This is a genomic window from Adlercreutzia sp. ZJ473, from assembly GCF_013185065.1.
Lineage (GTDB): Bacteria > Actinomycetota > Coriobacteriia > Coriobacteriales > Eggerthellaceae > CAAEEV01.
Window position 1 is genome coordinate 1 of record NZ_JAAVTO010000058.1, and the last position, 15201, is coordinate 15201.

Here is a 15201-nt window from a genome sequence, read left to right on the forward strand (position 1 = left end):
GGCCCAGGTGGCCCCGGCTCCCGCGGCGGCCCCCGCGCCCGCCGCAGCCGATGACGCCGCGCGCCCGGCGACGTGGCGCGCCGTGACGGCCCCCATGGTGGGCACCTACTACGAGGCCCCGGCTCCCGGCGAGCCGCCGTTCGTGAAGGTGGGCGACGAGGTGGCCGCCAACGAGACGCTGTGCATCGTCGAGGCCATGAAGCTCATGAACGAGATCACCGCTGAGGAGATGGGCACGGTGCGCGAGGTGTGCCTGACCGACGCCACGCCGGTCGAGTACGGCACGGTGCTGTTCTACATCGAGCCCCACGAGGTGGTTCCCACGATTCCGGAGAACGCATGATGTTCGGGAAGATTCTCATCGCGAACCGCGGCGAGGTGGCGCTGCGCGTGATGCGCGCGGCGCGCGAGCTCGGCGTGAAGACGGTCGCGGTGTACTCCACCGAGGACGCCGACACCTACCCGGTGCGCTACGCCGACGAAGCCGTGTGCATCGGGCCGGCGCCCGCCAACAAGAGCTACCTGGTCATGGCCAACATCATCGAGGCCGCCAAGCAGACCGGGGCCGAGGCCATCCACCCCGGCTACGGCTTCCTGGCCGAGAACGCCGACTTCGCGCGCGCCTGCGCCGAGGAGGGCATCGTGTTCATCGGCCCCTCGCCCGAGTGCATCGAGAGCATGGGCGACAAGTCCTCGGCCCGCGAGACCATGAAGAGCTGCGGCGTGCCGACGGTGCCCGGCTCCGACGGCTGCCTCGACACCGTCGAGGAGGCCCGTGAGTTCGCCGAGCGCGTGGGCTACCCCGTGCTCATCAAGGCCACGGCGGGCGGCGGCGGCAAGGGCATGCGCGAGGTGCACGACCCGGCCGACCTTGAGGCGCAGTACAAGGCCGCGCGCACCGAGGCGGGCGCGGCGTTCGGCAACGACGGCGTGTACCTCGAGAAGCTCGTGCTGCGCCCGCGCCACGTGGAGGTGCAGATCCTCGCGGACGACTTCGGCAACAACGTGGCCCTGTGCGAGCGCGACTGCTCCATCCAGCGCCGCCATCAGAAGCTCGTCGAGGAGGCGCCCTCGCCGGCGCTGACCGAGGAGGTGCGCCGCGCCATGGGCGTGGCCGCCGTGAAGGCCGTGCGCGCCACGGGCTACCGCAACGCGGGCACCATCGAGTTCCTGCTCGACGAGCGCGGCCACTTCTACTTCATGGAGATGAACACGCGCGTGCAGGTTGAGCACCCCGTCACCGAGCAGATCACCGGCACCGACATCATCAAGGAGCAGCTGCGCATCGCCGCGGGCGAGCCCATGAGCTGCGCCGGGCGCGCGCCCTTCGTGCCGTCCGGCCACGCCATCGAGATGCGCATCAACGCCGAGGACCCCGCGCACGGCTTCCGCCCGTGCCCCGGCACCGTCACGGCGTTCGAGCCCCCCGCGGGCCCGGGCGTGCGCGTGGAGAGCTACGTGCGCGCCGGCACGCGCATCTCGCCGTACTACGACTCGCTGGTGGCGAAGGTGATCGTGTCCGGGCAGGACCGCGCCGAGGCGGTGGCGCGTGCGCGCCGCGCGCTCGACGAGTTCGTGGTCGAGGGCATCGCCACCACCATCCCGTTCCACAAGCGCGTGCTGGAAAACGAGGTGTTCCTGGCCGGCGAGGCCACCACCGACTTCATCGAAACCCAGATGGGAGACGTACTATGAGCAACCAGCTTAACGTAGACGGCATGTCTTTGGCGCCCGGCGTGGTGGAGACGATCATCTCCATCGCGGCCAACGAGGTCGACGGCATCGCCTCGGTGGGCTCGTACGCCACGAGCGGCCTGCGCTCCATGCTGGCGTCGAGGCCGTCGACTTCCGGCATCGAGACGAGCGTGGACGACGAGGGCAAGCTCGCCGTCACGCTGCACGTCGAGGTGCGCTACGGGCACGTGCTGCCCGACCTGGCGGCGCGCCTGCGCGAGGCCGTGGCCGACGCCCTGCGCGTGCAGGTGGGCGTCGAGGTGGCCTCGGTTGACGTGTTCGTCGACGGCATCCAGTTCGACCAGCAGTAGAGCGCCCTGCGGGCGCGGCGGCTCTCCCTCGGGCGGGCGCCGCGCCCGCAGGCCCGTTTCGCCCCTTAGTCATAGACGGAGTAAACTTTTATGTCTGCCAAACGACATGAGCGCACCTTTGCGCGTCGCAGCACCGTGCAGGTGCTCTACACGAGCGAGATCCAGAACGAGCGCCCCTCGGTGCTCCTGGACACGGGCCGCTGCCTGAACGAGGACGGCCCGCTGCCCGAGTACGCGCTCACGCTGATCGACGGCGTGGAGGCGCACCGCGACGTGATCGACGCCTACCTCGAGTCGACGTCGGAGAACTGGGCGCTGTCGCGCATGCCCATCGTCGACCGCACCATCCTGCGCCTGGCCGTCTTCGAGATGGTCTACGTGAAGGACGTGCCCGTGTCGGTGGCGATCAACGAGGCCGTCGAGCTGGCGAAGGACTTCGGCGGCGAGGACGAGTCGCCGCGCTTCGTGAACGGCGTGCTCGGGCGCATCGCCAAGCAGCTCGAGGCCGAGGCCGCCGAGGCCGCTGCCGCTGCGGCCGCTGGGGCCGCTGGGGCCGAGGACGGCGCCGGCGCGGAGGAGCGCGACCCGTTCGCGGGCTACGACGCGCTGCCGACGGCGGGCGAAGGCGAGGCCGCGTCCGAGGGCGCTGAGGCGTGATGGCCGCGCAGCCCGGCACGTTCGAAGAGGTGAAGGGCCGCCTCGAGCAGATCGTCGACGAGGTGAGCGCCGAGGGCGTCACGCTCGACGAGGCGCTCGCGCTCTACGAGGAGGCCGTCAAGCTGGGACTTGCCGCATGCGACCTGAGCGAGCAGGGCGCGCTCGAGGCCGCAGCCGCCGAGGAGGCGCGCGCGGCAGAAGGCGCTGGCGCCGACGCCGGCGCAGCAGGGGCCGACTCCGGCGCGCCCGCAGGCGACGCCGAGGCCGCAGCATCTGCGGAGGGCGAGGCAGCCCCGGCCGCGGACGAGGGCGCGCTCTAGCGCGCGACGAGGTGATCCCCGTGAGAAACGACCGCATACTCGACGCCATCGACTCACCCTCCGACCTCAAGGTCTTGAGCGACGAGGAGCTCAACATCCTCGCGCAGGAGATCCGCGAGCAGATCATCGCCACCACGTCCAAGACGGGCGGGCACGTGGCCTCGTCGCTCGGCGCGGTCGAGATCATCCTCGCGGCGCACAGCGTGCTCGACGCGCCGCGCGACAAGCTCATCTTCGACGTGGGGCACCAGGCGTACGCGCACAAGCTCGTCACGGGGCGGCGCGACGCCTTCGACACCCTGCGCAGCTACCACGGCATCTCGGGCTTCCCGCGCCCGAGCGAGAGCCCGTACGACGTGCACCCCTCGGGCCATGCCTCCGACTCGCTGTCGGTGGCCGCGGGCCTGGCCAAGGCGCGCAAGATCAAGGGGACCGACGAGAGGGTGGTGGCCGTCATCGGGGACGCGGCGCTCTCGGGCGGCATGGCGTTCGAGGCCCTGAACTACGTGGGCCAGGAGCAGCTGCCGCTCGTCATCATCCTGAACGACAACGAGATGTCCATCTCGCGCAACGTCGGCGCGCTCATGAGGCACCTCGGCAACATGCGCGCGACCTCGCAGTACCGCGACGCGCGCGAGGCCCTGCAGGAGCGCCTCGAGAGCGGCGGCGCCTTCGGCAACGCCGTGGCGCGCTTCGGCAAGAACGTCAAGGAGTCGATGAAGCAGTTCGTCATCCCGCACTCCATGATCTTCGAGCAGCTCGGCATCGTGTGCACGGCCCCCATCGACGGGCACGACATCCGCGAGCTGCGCGAGACGCTGTCGCTCGTGCTCGCCATGGACGCGCCCGTGCTCATGCACGTGGTGACGAAGAAGGGCGCGGGCTACGGCCCCGCGCGCAAGGACCCGGAGCGCTTCCACGGCGTGGGCCCCTACGACGTTGCCACCGGCGCCTCGACCGCATCCCCTGCGGCCGCCCCCAGCTACACGAGCGTGTTCGGCGAGGCGCTCGTGCGCGAGGCCGCGCTCGACCCGCGCGTGGTGGCCATCACGGCGGCCATGGAGGGCGGCACGGGGCTCAAGCCCTTCGCGCGCGCCTACCCTGAGCGCTTCGTCGACGTGGGCATCGCCGAGGAGCAGGCCGTCGGCATGGCGTCGGGCCTCGCCGCGGGCGGGAGCAAGCCCGTGGTGGCCATCTACTCCACCTTCCTGCAGCGCGCCGTCGACCAGATGATCATCAACGTGGCGCTGCCGAAGCTCGACGTGGTGTTCGCGCTCGACCGCGCGGGCCTGGTGGGCAACGACGGCCCCACGCACCACGGCGTGTTCGACCTGGTCTACGCGCGGATGATCCCGCACATGCGCGTGCTCGCCCCCTCCGACGAGGCCGAGCTCGCCTGCGCGCTGCACACCGCGCTCGTGCTCGGCGGCCCGTTCGCCATCCGCTACCCGCGCGGCGCGGGCGAGGGCGTGCCGGTCCCCGAGGCCCCTGCCGTCCTCGCCCCGGGCGTCTCGCGCGTGCTGCGCGAGGGCGACGACGCGTGCATCCTCGCGTTCGGGCACATGGTGCCGCGCGCCGTGGAGGCGGCGCGGCTTCTGGGGGAGCGCGGCGTGAGCGCGCGCGTGGTCGACATGCGCTGGGTGAAGCCGCTCGACCGCGAGGCCATCCGCCGCGCGGCGTCCACGCGCCTCGTGGTCACGGTGGAGGAGGGCGTCATCGCGGGCGGCGCGGGCGAGGGCGTGCTCGGCGTGCTCTCCGAGCTGGGGGCGCAGGTGCCCGCGCGCGTGCTCGGCCTCCCCGACGACTACGTGCTGCAGGGCAAGGTCGACCTGCTCCTGCGCGACCTGGGCCTCGACGCCGAGGGCATCGCGGCCACCGTGGCCGACGCGCTCGGGGATTAAGGGCGCCCGCCCCGCGTCCCGCCGCTACGCCCGGCTCGTGACCGGGCGCTCCATGACGTAGTCGTCCATCACGTAGCCGCCGCCGATCTCGGTCACCACCGAGTCGATCTCGCGGAACCCCTTCGCCCGGTACGCGCGCAAGGCCAGCTCGTTGTGCTTGTTCACCGTGAGGTACGAAGCGGAGAGGCCGCGCTCGCGGCACAGCTCGTCGTAGAACGCCACGATGCGGCTCGCGAACCCGCGCCCGCGGTCGGCGGCCGCGAGGTAGATCTTCGAGATGAAGAAGCGGTTCGTCTCCGGCTCGTCATGCCCGCCGGTGTACCCCACGACGCGCGGCTCTCCCTCCGCGCCCGCGCCGTCCTCGCGCACGCGCACGAACCAGTACTCGTAGGCGTTCTCGGCCATGTCGCGCTTGATGGCGTCGGCGCTCTGGAACTGCTCGATCATGTACTCGGTCTGGCCCTCGCCGATGAGCGCGGGCCAGTAATCGCGCCAGATCTCGCCGGCCAGCTCGGCCAGCTGCCCGACGTGCTCCTCCGTCTCCACGGGGGCGAACTCGACTTCCATGCGACCTCCTTCTCGGCGCCTTCGCGCCTCCTGCGCGCTCGCGGGCCGCAAGCCCGCGCCCGCCTGCGCGCCTGTTCGCGCGCTGGTCTTTGATTGTACTCCTACTCCGTACGTTTCCGGCGTGTAACGCCGGCGCTTCCCCCTTGTTAAAAGGCGTTTTCGAAAGTGCTAACAGTTGAGGGCGCGCCCGCGTGAGCCGCGCGGGCGTGGAATCATGGGACGTGGAGTCAGACAACGCGAGGAAACAAGGAGGTATCTGCTATGTTTGACACAGGCTCGACGGGCTTCATGATCGTGTGCACGATGCTCGTCCTCCTCATGACGCCCGGGCTGGCGTTCTTCTACGGCGGCTTGTCGCGGCGCAAGAACGTCGGCAACACGATGATCATGGTGTTCGCCGCCATCGGCATCGTCGCCCTCACCTGGACGACGTGCGGCTGGTCGTTCGCGTACGGCGGCGACGGCTCGGTCCCGTTTTTCGGCGGCTTCGACCAGGTCGGCTGCCTGGGCACGGTCTCCAACCTGCTCGCTGAGGCAGAGGGCACTCCGGACGCCTTCGCAGTGCTCTCTGGCGCAGCGTCGCTCGACGCGGCTGACCCCGAGCTCGCGGCGGGCTACCCGGCTGTCGTCGACATCGTGTTCCAGATGGCCTTCTGCATGATCACCACCGCCATCATCACCGGCGCGGTCGCCGGGCGCGTGAAGTTCGGCGCCATCTGCGCGTTTCTGGTGGTTTGGACTGTGCTCGTGTACCCGCCGCTCGCCCACATGGTGTGGGGCGGCGAAGGCTCCCTCATCGGCGACGTCATCGGCGCGCTTGACTTCGCCGGCGGCGACGTGGTGCACATCTCCTCGGGCCTCACGGGCCTTGTGCTGTGCGTCCTGGCCGGCAAGCGCAGGGGCTTCGGCATGATGAGCTACCGCGCGCACAACGTGCCGTTCGTGGCGCTCGGCGCGACGCTTCTGTGGTTCGGCTGGTTCGGGTTCAACGCGGGCTCCGAGTTCGCAGCCGACGGCGTGGCGGCGCTGGCCCTCGTGAACACGGTGGTGGCCTCGGGCGCCGCGCTTGCGTCCTGGATGGTGGTCGAGCGCGTGAAGGTGGGCAAGCCCACGCTCGTCGGCGCGGCGACCGGCCTGGTCGCGGGCTTGGTGGTCATCACGCCGGCGGCGGGCTTCGTAGAGCCGTGGGCGGCCGTCGTCATGGGGGTCGTCGTGAGCCCCGTCTGCTACTTCGCCATCTCCGTCTGCAAGCGCAGGCTCGGCTACGACGACGCGCTCGACGCCTTCGGCTGCCACTGCGTGGGCGGCGTCGTGGGCGGCGTCCTCACCGGCGTGTTCTGCGTGCCCGAGCTGTCCTGGACCGGCTTCGGCGGCCTCATCTACACGGGCGACGCGTCGCTGCTTCTGAGCCAGGTCGCGGGCATCCTCGTCACCGTCGCGTTCGTGGCCGTGGCCGACCTGGTCATCGGGCTCGCCGTGAAGGCGTGCTTCAAGGGCAGCCTGCGCGTGAGCGAAGAGGAGGAGGCGCGCGGCCTCGACGTCGCCGAGCACGGCGAGAGCGCGTACCCGGCCTACATCGGCCTCGACTAGCGGAAGGAACGGTTTTATGAAACGAATCATAGCCATCGTGCGTCCCGAGAAGCTCGAGGCGCTCAAGGACGCCCTGTTCGCGGCGAACGTGTCGGGCATGACCATCAGCCAGGTGAACGGCTGCGGCAACCAGCACGGCTGGACCGAGTACTTCCGCGGCACCGAGGTGCTGCTGAACATGGTGCCGAAGGTGAAGTTCGAGGTCGTCGTCGACGATGCGCGCGTCGACGAGCTCGTGGAGGTGATCCAGGCGGCGGCCCGCACCGGCAGCGTGGGCGACGGCAAGATCTTCATCTCCCCGGTCGAGCAGGTGATACGGATCCGCACCGGCGAGACCGGCGACGACGCGATCTAGCGGGCGGCGAGCGAGCGCGCAGGGGGAGGGGCGGCTGCCTGCATGCGCCCCTTCGCCCCTCCGTCCCTTCGCCAGAGGCAGCCCCGTCCCTGCTCCCATCGTTGCGCAGGACGATGGGAGCAGCTCCCGCTTCCGCTCGGCGGGTCGCGCCCCCGCCGCCCGCGCGTTGCGCTAGAATGGGCGCGGACAATTTGGCGAGGAAGGAGCCCCATGTACACTTACACCCCGAGCGGCGTGTGCTCGCGCCGCATCGACGTCGAGCTTGACGGAGACGTGATCGAGTCGGTTCAGTTCACGGGCGGCTGCGACGGCAACCTGAAGGCCATCTCCAAGCTGGTGGCGGGCAAGCCCGTCGACGAGGTGATCGCGCTCCTGGAGGGCAACACCTGCGGCCGCCGCTTGACCTCGTGCGCCGACCAGCTCACGCGCGCCCTGCGCGAGGCCCAGGCCGCGCGCGCGTAAGGCCTAGAGGGGACTGCGGGCGGGGCGGCGATCGCGCGGCGATCATCGGGCTCGCGCGCGGACGGGACGGCGGGTGGAGCTCAGTCGCTCGGACAGTCCTGCTCGCGCGAAACGCCCGCAGGGCGTTTCGGCTCGTGCGGAACTCGCTTGGTGAGCACCACCCGCCGCCCCGCCCGCTCCCGCAACGCTCCTGCAAGGTCGCGCAACGGCCGGCAGCGCTCTTGCGGCGCCCCGCCCGCCCCCCGCAAGGTTCTCGCAAGCCCCTGCAACGTCCCGCCCGCCCCCGCCCGCCCCCCGCAACAGCAGCGTTGCGGCGGCCCTACGAATTAATCGCGCTGGGTCAAAATTCACGGGGAAGGAGCGGGGGCGCGTGTTATACTAGCTGAGCCTATGGGAAAACCCGTAGGCAAGGTATCTGTAGGCCCCCGAGACATGTTTTGTTGTACAGCTTAGATCGCCAGCTTTAGCATGCGAACATGGTAAGTGTCAATCAATCATGACGAAGGGTCCCCGGAATTCTAGAAGGTTCGAAAGGGGTCCGTTTTGACCGAAATCAAGAACACATCCGTCATCGACTTCTCCGACATCACGGACGAGCAGATGAACGAGATGATTGACGGCACGCTGACCAACTTCGACGAGGGCGATCTCGTCGACGGTGTTGTCGTCAAGCTCGAGCACGACGAGGTGCTCGTCGACATCGGATTCAAGAGCGAGGGCGTCATCCCGTCCCGCGAGCTCTCCATCCGCAAGGATGCCGATCCGTCCGATATCGTGAGCCTGGGCGACAAGATCGAGGCGCTCGTTCTCCAGAAGGAGGACAAGGACGGCCGTCTGATCCTGTCGAAGAAGCGTGCTGAGTACGAGCGTGCTTGGATTCGCGTCGAAGAGAAGTTCAAGGCCGGCGAGGTCGTCACCGGCGAGGTCATTGAGGTCGTCAAGGGCGGCCTGATCCTCGACATCGGCCTGCGCGGCTTCCTGCCTGCGTCGCTCGTCGACCTGCGCCGCGTGAAGGACCTCGACATGTACCTCAACACCGAGATCGAGGCCCGCGTCATCGAGATGGACCGCAACCGCAACAACGTCGTGCTGTCCCGCCGCGTGCTGCTCGAGGAGGGCCGCAAGAACGAGCGCGCCGAGATCCTCTCGAAGCTCTCGAAGGGCATGCGCCTCAAGGGCACCGTCTCCTCCATCGTGGACTTCGGCGCTTTCGTGGACCTCGGCGGCATCGACGGCCTGGTCCACATCTCCGAGCTCTCCTGGAACCACGTCAACCATCCCTCCGAGGTCGTCAAGGTGGGCGACGAGGTGGAGGTCGAGGTGCTCGACGTCGATCTGCAGCGCGAGCGCATCTCGCTCGGCCTCAAGCAGACCACGCCTGACCCGTGGATCAAGCTCGTCGAGTCCTACCCGGTCGGCACCATCGTCGACGGCAAGGTCACCAAGATCGTCCCGTTCGGCGCGTTCATCGAGCTGGGCAACTCCATCGAGGGCCTCGTGCACATCTCCGAGATGGCCGGCCGCCACATCGACACGCCTGCCCAGGTCGTCAAGCCGGGCGAGGGCGTCAAGGTCAAGGTCATGGAGATCAACCCCGAGCGTCGCCGCATCTCCCTGTCGATGAAGGCCGCCGCCGAGGAGCTCGGCTTCGAGATCGAGGTCGACGAGACCATCCAGGCCGAGGAGAAGCCGGCCAAGCGCTCCAGGAAGGCCGACAAGGCTGACAAGGCCGAGAAGGCCGAGGCTCCTGCCGAGGAGAAGGCGGAGTAGCCTTGGGCGCAAGCTCGCCGCGCAGGCGGGCGTGAAGGCAAGCGCAACAGGGGAGCGGAGCCTGCGAGGGCTCCGCTCCCCTTGCTTTTTCTGGAGGATCAGACGTTCGGAGGCAAGGTGGAGCGAGGAAGGCGCGTGGCGCTCGGCATGAGCGGCGGCGTGGACAGCTCGACGGCGGTGCTCATGCTGCAGCACCACGGATACGAGGTGCTCGGGGTGACGTGCGTGTTCATGCCGGGCGCGGAGGCTCGGGCCGCGGTGCGCGGCGCGCGGGAGACGTGCGCGCAGCTCGGCGCCGAGCACGTGGCGGTTGACTGCGCGGACATGTTCGAGGAGCGCGTGGTGGCGCCGTTCGCGGACGGCTGCGCGCGCGGCCTCACGCCGAGCCCGTGCGTGGGCTGCAACGCGCGCTGCAAGCTGCCGGCGCTCATGGGCGCGGCCGACGCGCACGGCTGCGACTTCGTGGCGACGGGGCACTACGCCCGCGTGGGGCGCCTCGGGGAGGGCGGCCGCTACGCCGTCATGCGCGCGCTCGACCACGCCAAGGACCAGAGCTACATGCTGAGCCAGCTCTCGCAGGAGCAGCTCGCGCGGCTCATCCTGCCCCTGGGCGGCATGACCAAGCTCGAGGTGCGCGAGGTGGCGCGCGCGGCGGGGATCGCCGCAGCCGACGCGCCCGACAGCCAGGACATCTGCTTCGCCCCGCAGGGCTACCGCGCGCTTCTGGCCCAGCGCGGCGTCGCCTTCGAGCCAGGGGACATCGTGGACGTGCGCGGGCAGGTGCGCGGGCGCCACGCGGGGCTCGCGTGCTACACGGCGGGCCAGCGCCGCGGCATCGGCGTGGCGGGCCCCGAGCCCTACTACGTGGTGGGCAAGCGCGCCGACGCAAACGAGCTCGTCATCGGCACGCGCGAGGAGAGCCTCATCCGCCAGGTGCGGGTCGGGCAGATGGCGTGGCAGGCGATCGAGCCGCCCGGCGCCCCCCTCGAGGCCATGGTGAAACTCCGCTACCGCAGCGAGCCATGTGCGTGTATCATGAGAGTCACGAGCAGCGGGGGCGTCGCAGTCGAGCTGGCTTCGCCGCAGCCCGCAACCGCGCCAGGCCAGCATGCGGTTTTCTATCAGGGTGCCACCGTGCTTGGCGGCGGCGTGATCGAGGAGGTAGCGTAAATGAAGAAGCTGTTCATCATCGGCGGCATGGGCGCGGGCAAGTCCACCGCCCGTCGCGCGCTGACCGACCAGGGCTTGGAGTACATCGACCTCGACAAGGTGGGGCATGAGGTCCTGAAGTGGGACACCGTCAAAGAGGAGATCGCCGAGGCGTTCGGCGAGGACGTCTTCGGCGAGGACGGCGAGATCGTGCGCAGCGCGCTCGCCGCCAAGGCGTTCGTGTCGCCCGCCGAGACGCGCAAGCTCAACCGCATCACCATGCCGCGCATCGAGGAGCTCTACACCGATAGGCTCTTCGAGCTCGAGAGGGCGGGCTGCGAGGCCGTGGTGGTGGAGTACTCGGTGTTCAAGAACCGCATGACGTCCCTGGCCTACTCGGCCGACGTCGTCATCGCCGTGCTCGCGCCGCTCGAGCTGCGCATCGAGCGCGCGGTGGCCTCGGGCTTCGACGAGACTGACGTGCGCCGCCGCATCTCGCGCCAGATCACCGACGCCGACCGCATCGAGGCGTCCGACGTGGTGTTCAACAACGACGGCACGCCCGAGGAGCTGCGCAACGAGGTCATCGCCTGGTGGCTGCGCTACAACGCGCAGTAGGGCCCGTCCATGCCGCATCTCTCCAGCCTAGAGGGCGCCGCCATGGAGGGGAAGCTCCCCGAGGTGCGCCTGGCCAGCACGCCGTTTCAGGTGGTGTCGCCCTACGAGCCGGCGGGCGACCAGCCTGAGGCCATCGCCGCCCTCGCGGCGGGGGTCGAAGGGGGGCTGCGCTACCAGAACCTGCTCGGCGTGACGGGCTCGGGCAAGACCTTCACCATGGCCAAGGTCATCGAGGCGGTGCAGAAGCCCACGCTCGTGCTCGCCCCCAACAAGACGCTCGCCGCGCAGCTCGCCGCCGAGCTCAAGGAGTTCTTCCCGCAGAACGCCGTGGTGTACTTCGTCAGCTACTACGACTACTACCAGCCCGAGGCGTACGTGCCCTCCTCGGACACGTTCATCGAGAAGGACGCCTCCATCAACGAGGAGGTGGAGAAGCTGCGCCACGCGGCGACGAGCGCTCTGCTCTCGCGGCGCGACATCGTGGTGGTGGCGTCGGTGAGCTGCATCTACGGCATCGGCAGCCCCGCGGACTACGCGGGCATGGCGGTGTTTCTGGACAAGGAGCGCGCCTCCGAGCGCGACGACGTGATCCGCGACCTCATCGACATCCAGTACGACCGCAACGACTACGAGCTCAAGCGCGGCACGTTCCGCGTGCGCGGCGACGCGCTCGACGTGTTCCCGCCCTACGCCGACAACCCGATCCGCGTGGAGTTCTGGGGGGACGAGATCGAGCGCATCGCCGAGGTGGACCACGTCACGGGCGAGGTGCTCGGCGACTTCGAGGCGCTGCCCATCTGGCCGGCGTCGCACTACGTGACGGCGCGCCCGAAGCTCGACCACGCGCTCGTCACCATCCAGGACGAGCTGCGCGAGCGTCTGGGGCAGTTCAAGGAGGAGGGCAAGCTGCTCGAGGCGCAGCGCCTCGAGATGCGCGTGAACTACGACCTGGAGATGCTCGAGGCGATGGGCTTCTGCTCGGGCATCGAGAACTACTCGCGCCACCTCGACGGGCGCGAGCCCGGCGAGCCGCCCTACACGCTCATCGACTACTTCCCGCGCGACTTCCTCTGCATCATCGACGAGAGCCACGTGACGGTGCCGCAGGTGCGCGGCATGCACGAGGGCGACCGCTCGCGCAAGATCACGCTCGCGGAGCACGGCTTCCGCCTGCCGAGCTGCCTGGACAACCGCCCCTTGCGCTTCGACGAGTTCGAGCAGCGCGTGCCGCAGTTCATCTACGTGTCGGCCACGCCCGGCGACTACGAGGAGAAGGTCACGCAGAACCAGGTGGAGCAGATCATCCGCCCCACGGGCCTGCTCGACCCCGAGATCATCGTGCGCTCGAGCGCCAGCCAGATCGACGACATCATCGACGAGGCGAAGGAGCGCGTCGGCCGCGACGAGCGCGTGCTCATCACCACGCTGACGAAGAAGATGGCGGAGGATCTGACCGACCACTTGCTCGACCAGGGCGTGAAGGCGCGCTACATGCACTCCGACATCGCCACGCTCGAGCGCGTGGAGATCCTGCGCGACCTGCGCCGCGGCGAGTTCGATGTGCTCGTGGGCATCAACCTTCTGCGCGAGGGGCTCGACCTGCCCGAGGTGTCGCTCGTGGCCATCCTCGACGCCGACAAGGAGGGCTTCCTGCGCAACCACCGCTCGCTCATCCAGACCATCGGGCGCGCGGCGCGCAACGTGAGCGGCCAGGTCATCATGTACGCCGACCGCGTGACCGACTCCATGAGGCGCGCCATCGACGAGACGCGCCGGCGCCGCGAGATCCAGATGGCCTACAACGAGGAGCACGGCATCGAGCCGCAGACCATCCGCAAGGCCATCAACGACATCATGGGGTTCGTGACCGAGGACGTCGAGGGGAGGAGCGCCGAGCAGGTGAACCGCGAGCTCGCCGAGCTCTCGCGCGAGGAGGTGCTGCGCATCATATCGTCGATGGAGGACGAGATGGCCGCCGCCTCCGAGAGCATGGACTTCGAGGAGGCCGCGCGCCTGCGCGACCAGGTGGTGAAGCTGCGCGCGAGCGTGGAGGGGCAGAGCGAGGCCGACGTGCTCGCCGACCTCAAGAAGACGGCCCGCAAGGGCAGCGCCTACGGCAACCGCAAGCACGCCGCCTACGGCGGCTCCCGCCGCGGGTAGGAGGGCCGAGGGCCGCGCGCGGGACGCGCGGGGCGCGGGAAGCCGACGGGCGCAGCAGGCACGGCTCGGGCGCAGCGGGCGGCGCCTCAGAGCTCGTCGGTGTCGAGCACGATGGTGAAGGGGCCGTCGTTGACGAGCGACACCTCCATCATCGCGCCGAACTCGCCGGTCTCCACGCGCGGGACGTCTCTGCGGGCGCGCGCGACGAACGCCTCGTAGAGCCGCTTGGCCTCGTCAGGCGCGCCAGCGTCGGTGAACGAGGGGCGGTTGCCGCGGCGGCAGCTGGCGTAGAGGGTGAACTGGGACACCACGAGCACCTCGCCTCCCACGTCGGCGAGCGAGAGGTTGGTCTTGCCGTCGGCGTCCTCGAAGATGCGCATCTTGAAGATCTTCGACCACAGGCGCTCGACCTGCTCTTCGCCGTCGCCCCGCCCCACGCCGAGCAGGATGGCGAAGCCGCGCCCGACCGACCCGACGACGTCGCCGTCGATGCTGACGCGGGCCTGGCTGACCCGCTGGATGACTGCGCGCATGGTGTATCCTTTCGTCGTCTGCGTTTTCGCGAGACGATACCACAAACACGCCGGCGCAAGCAGGGACGTTCTAAGGACGCGAGAGATGATCGACGAGATGCAAGTTTCAAACCTGGCGCTGATCCGCGAGGCGTCGTGCGCCTTCTCCGCGGGGCTCACCGCGTTTACGGGCGAGACGGGCGCGGGCAAGACGGCGCTCCTGTCGGCGTGCAAGCTGCTCATGGGCGCGCGGGCCGACAAGGGCGCGGTGCGCGAGGGCGCGTCCGCCGCCCAGGTGAGCGGCCGCTTCTTCCTGCCCGGCGAAGGCGGGGAGGGCGAGCGCGAGGTGGTGGTCACGCGCCGGCTCTCGTCCGACGGGCGCTCGCGCGCGAGCATCGACGGCGCCCTGGCGAGCGTCGCCGAGCTTTCGCGCACGGTGGCGCCGAGCATCGACCTCGTCGGCCAGCACGAGCACCAGGTGCTGGCGAAGCCGGCCGCGCACGCAGGGCTCCTCGACGCCTGGGCGCACGACGAGGTGGGGCCTGCGGCCGCGGCGTACGGCGCGGCCTTCGCGGAGGCGGCCGCGGCGTCACGCGAGCTTGCGCGCATCCGGGAGGGGCGCATCTCGTCGGCGGCGCAGCTCGACGAGGCGCGCTTCACGCTGCGCCAGATCGACGCAGTCGACCCGGCGCCGGGCGAGTACGAGGAGCTGGTCGCCTACCTCGAGCGCGCCGAGCACGCCGAGGCGCTCGCACGTGCGGCCGACGGCGCCTACCAGGGCCTCTCGGGGGACTCGGGCGCGCTCGACGGCCTCTCCCGCGCCACGGCGGCGCTTGAGGAGGGCGCGCGCTTCGACGCGGCGCTCGAGCCCCTCGCGCAGTCGCTGCGCGAGGCGGGCTACGTGCTCGAGGACGTGGCCCGCGAGGCGCTCAGCTACCGCGACGGCGTGGAGTGCGACTACGACGAGCTGGCCGGCGCCCAGGAGCGCGCGGCGGCGATGCAGGGGCTCCTGCGCGCGTACGGCCCGCGCATGGACGACGTGCTCGCCGCCCGCGCGGCCGCCCGCGAGGCGGTGTCGCTCGTCGACGACGCCGA

Annotated in this window: 16 protein-coding genes; 14 read left to right on the top strand and 2 right to left on the bottom strand. The window is 70.0% G+C overall.

The annotated features are described in order from the left end of the window. From accB to dxs, 6 genes are all read left to right on the top strand, one after another. Positions 1-343 (top strand): acetyl-CoA carboxylase biotin carboxyl carrier protein (accB, locus tag HRL41_RS10120; protein WP_172136927.1); only part of this gene is annotated, 343 nt, incomplete at its 5' end. Further along, positions 343-1695 (top strand): acetyl-CoA carboxylase biotin carboxylase subunit, encoded by a 1353-nt coding sequence (gene accC / locus HRL41_RS10125; RefSeq protein ID WP_172136928.1) that lies wholly within the window; start codon positions 343-345, stop codon positions 1693-1695. The genes accB and accC, both read left to right, overlap by 1 nt. Continuing rightward, complete coding sequence (locus HRL41_RS10130; protein WP_172136929.1) at positions 1692-2045, top strand: Asp23/Gls24 family envelope stress response protein; 354 nt, start codon at positions 1692-1694, stop codon at positions 2043-2045. Before accC ends, HRL41_RS10130 begins: the two co-directional genes overlap by 4 nt. Before the next feature lie 90 nt (positions 2046-2135). Continuing rightward, positions 2136-2702, top strand: a complete 567-nt coding sequence (gene nusB / locus HRL41_RS10135; protein WP_172136930.1) for a transcription antitermination factor NusB — start codon at positions 2136-2138, stop codon at positions 2700-2702. Beyond that, positions 2702-3022, top strand: a complete 321-nt coding sequence (locus tag HRL41_RS10140; protein ID WP_172136939.1) for an exodeoxyribonuclease VII small subunit — start codon at positions 2702-2704, stop codon at positions 3020-3022. Before nusB ends, HRL41_RS10140 begins: the two co-directional genes overlap by 1 nt. Before the next feature lie 20 nt (positions 3023-3042). Then, positions 3043-4923: a 1-deoxy-D-xylulose-5-phosphate synthase gene (gene dxs / locus HRL41_RS10145; RefSeq protein ID WP_172136931.1), complete on the top strand. Its 1881-nt coding sequence runs from the start codon at positions 3043-3045 to the stop codon at positions 4921-4923. 24 nt (positions 4924-4947) lie between these two features. Here dxs and HRL41_RS10150 read toward each other — a convergent pair whose 3' ends face one another. Continuing rightward, a complete protein-coding gene (locus tag HRL41_RS10150) occupies positions 4948-5490 on the bottom strand; it encodes an N-acetyltransferase (protein WP_172136932.1) in 543 nt (180 codons plus the stop codon). A 261-nt stretch (positions 5491-5751) separates the two neighbouring features. Between HRL41_RS10150 and HRL41_RS10155 the strand changes: the two genes are divergently transcribed. From HRL41_RS10155 to uvrB, 7 genes are all read left to right on the top strand, one after another. Next, positions 5752-7080: an ammonium transporter gene (locus HRL41_RS10155; protein WP_172136933.1), complete on the top strand. Its 1329-nt coding sequence runs from the start codon at positions 5752-5754 to the stop codon at positions 7078-7080. Between the two features lie 16 nt (positions 7081-7096). After that, positions 7097-7435 carry a P-II family nitrogen regulator gene (locus HRL41_RS10160; RefSeq protein ID WP_165173635.1) on the top strand — a complete coding sequence of 113 codons (339 nt, stop codon included), beginning with the start codon at positions 7097-7099 and terminating at the stop codon, positions 7433-7435. 210 nt (positions 7436-7645) lie between these two features. After that, the gene (locus tag HRL41_RS10165) at positions 7646-7897 is read left to right on the top strand and encodes a TIGR03905 family TSCPD domain-containing protein (protein WP_172136934.1); all 252 of its coding nucleotides are present in this window, start codon (positions 7646-7648) and stop codon (positions 7895-7897) included. Positions 7898-8440: 543 nt separating this feature from the next. Continuing rightward, on the top strand, positions 8441-9667 hold the full coding sequence (gene rpsA / locus HRL41_RS10170) for a 30S ribosomal protein S1 (protein WP_165173639.1): 1227 nt from the start codon (positions 8441-8443) through the stop codon (positions 9665-9667). A gap of 81 nt (positions 9668-9748) precedes the next feature. Beyond that, a complete protein-coding gene (gene mnmA / locus HRL41_RS10175; RefSeq protein ID WP_253904851.1) occupies positions 9749-10837 on the top strand; it encodes a tRNA 2-thiouridine(34) synthase MnmA in 1089 nt (362 codons plus the stop codon). Further along, on the top strand, positions 10838-11434 hold the full coding sequence (gene coaE, locus HRL41_RS10180) for a dephospho-CoA kinase (RefSeq protein ID WP_172136935.1): 597 nt from the start codon (positions 10838-10840) through the stop codon (positions 11432-11434). Positions 11435-11443: 9 nt separating this feature from the next. After that, positions 11444-13594 (top strand): excinuclease ABC subunit UvrB, encoded by a 2151-nt coding sequence (gene uvrB, locus HRL41_RS10185; RefSeq protein WP_172136936.1) that lies wholly within the window; start codon positions 11444-11446, stop codon positions 13592-13594. Positions 13595-13680: 86 nt separating this feature from the next. On the opposite strand, the gene dtd is transcribed toward uvrB, so the two are convergent. Next, positions 13681-14127 carry a D-aminoacyl-tRNA deacylase gene (dtd, locus tag HRL41_RS10190; RefSeq protein WP_172136937.1) on the bottom strand — a complete coding sequence of 149 codons (447 nt, stop codon included), beginning with the start codon at positions 14125-14127 and terminating at the stop codon, positions 13681-13683. A gap of 85 nt (positions 14128-14212) precedes the next feature. On the opposite strand from dtd, the gene HRL41_RS10195 reads away from it, so the two are divergent. Further along, positions 14213-15201: AAA family ATPase (locus HRL41_RS10195; protein ID WP_172136938.1), on the top strand; the 989-nt coding region annotated here is incomplete at its 3' end.

What these genes read in the sequence shown, in the direction of transcription:
- HRL41_RS10155 (WP_172136933.1), top strand. Translation starts at nt 5,752, where the DNA reads ATGTTTGACACAGGCTCGACGGGCTTCATGATCGTGTGCACGATGCTC.
- uvrB (WP_172136936.1), top strand. Translation starts at nt 11,444, where the DNA reads ATGCCGCATCTCTCCAGCCTAGAGGGCGCCGCCATGGAGGGGAAGCTC.
- HRL41_RS10165 (WP_172136934.1), top strand. Translation starts at nt 7,646, where the DNA reads ATGTACACTTACACCCCGAGCGGCGTGTGCTCGCGCCGCATCGACGTC.
- coaE (WP_172136935.1), top strand. Translation starts at nt 10,838, where the DNA reads ATGAAGAAGCTGTTCATCATCGGCGGCATGGGCGCGGGCAAGTCCACC.
- HRL41_RS10130 (WP_172136929.1), top strand. Translation starts at nt 1,692, where the DNA reads ATGAGCAACCAGCTTAACGTAGACGGCATGTCTTTGGCGCCCGGCGTG.
- HRL41_RS10140 (WP_172136939.1), top strand. Translation starts at nt 2,702, where the DNA reads ATGGCCGCGCAGCCCGGCACGTTCGAAGAGGTGAAGGGCCGCCTCGAG.
- dtd (WP_172136937.1), bottom strand. Translation starts at nt 14,127, where the DNA reads ATGCGCGCAGTCATCCAGCGGGTCAGCCAGGCCCGCGTCAGCATCGAC.
- accC (WP_172136928.1), top strand. Translation starts at nt 343, where the DNA reads ATGTTCGGGAAGATTCTCATCGCGAACCGCGGCGAGGTGGCGCTGCGC.
- HRL41_RS10150 (WP_172136932.1), bottom strand. Translation starts at nt 5,490, where the DNA reads ATGGAAGTCGAGTTCGCCCCCGTGGAGACGGAGGAGCACGTCGGGCAG.
- HRL41_RS10160 (WP_165173635.1), top strand. Translation starts at nt 7,097, where the DNA reads ATGAAACGAATCATAGCCATCGTGCGTCCCGAGAAGCTCGAGGCGCTC.
- nusB (WP_172136930.1), top strand. Translation starts at nt 2,136, where the DNA reads ATGTCTGCCAAACGACATGAGCGCACCTTTGCGCGTCGCAGCACCGTG.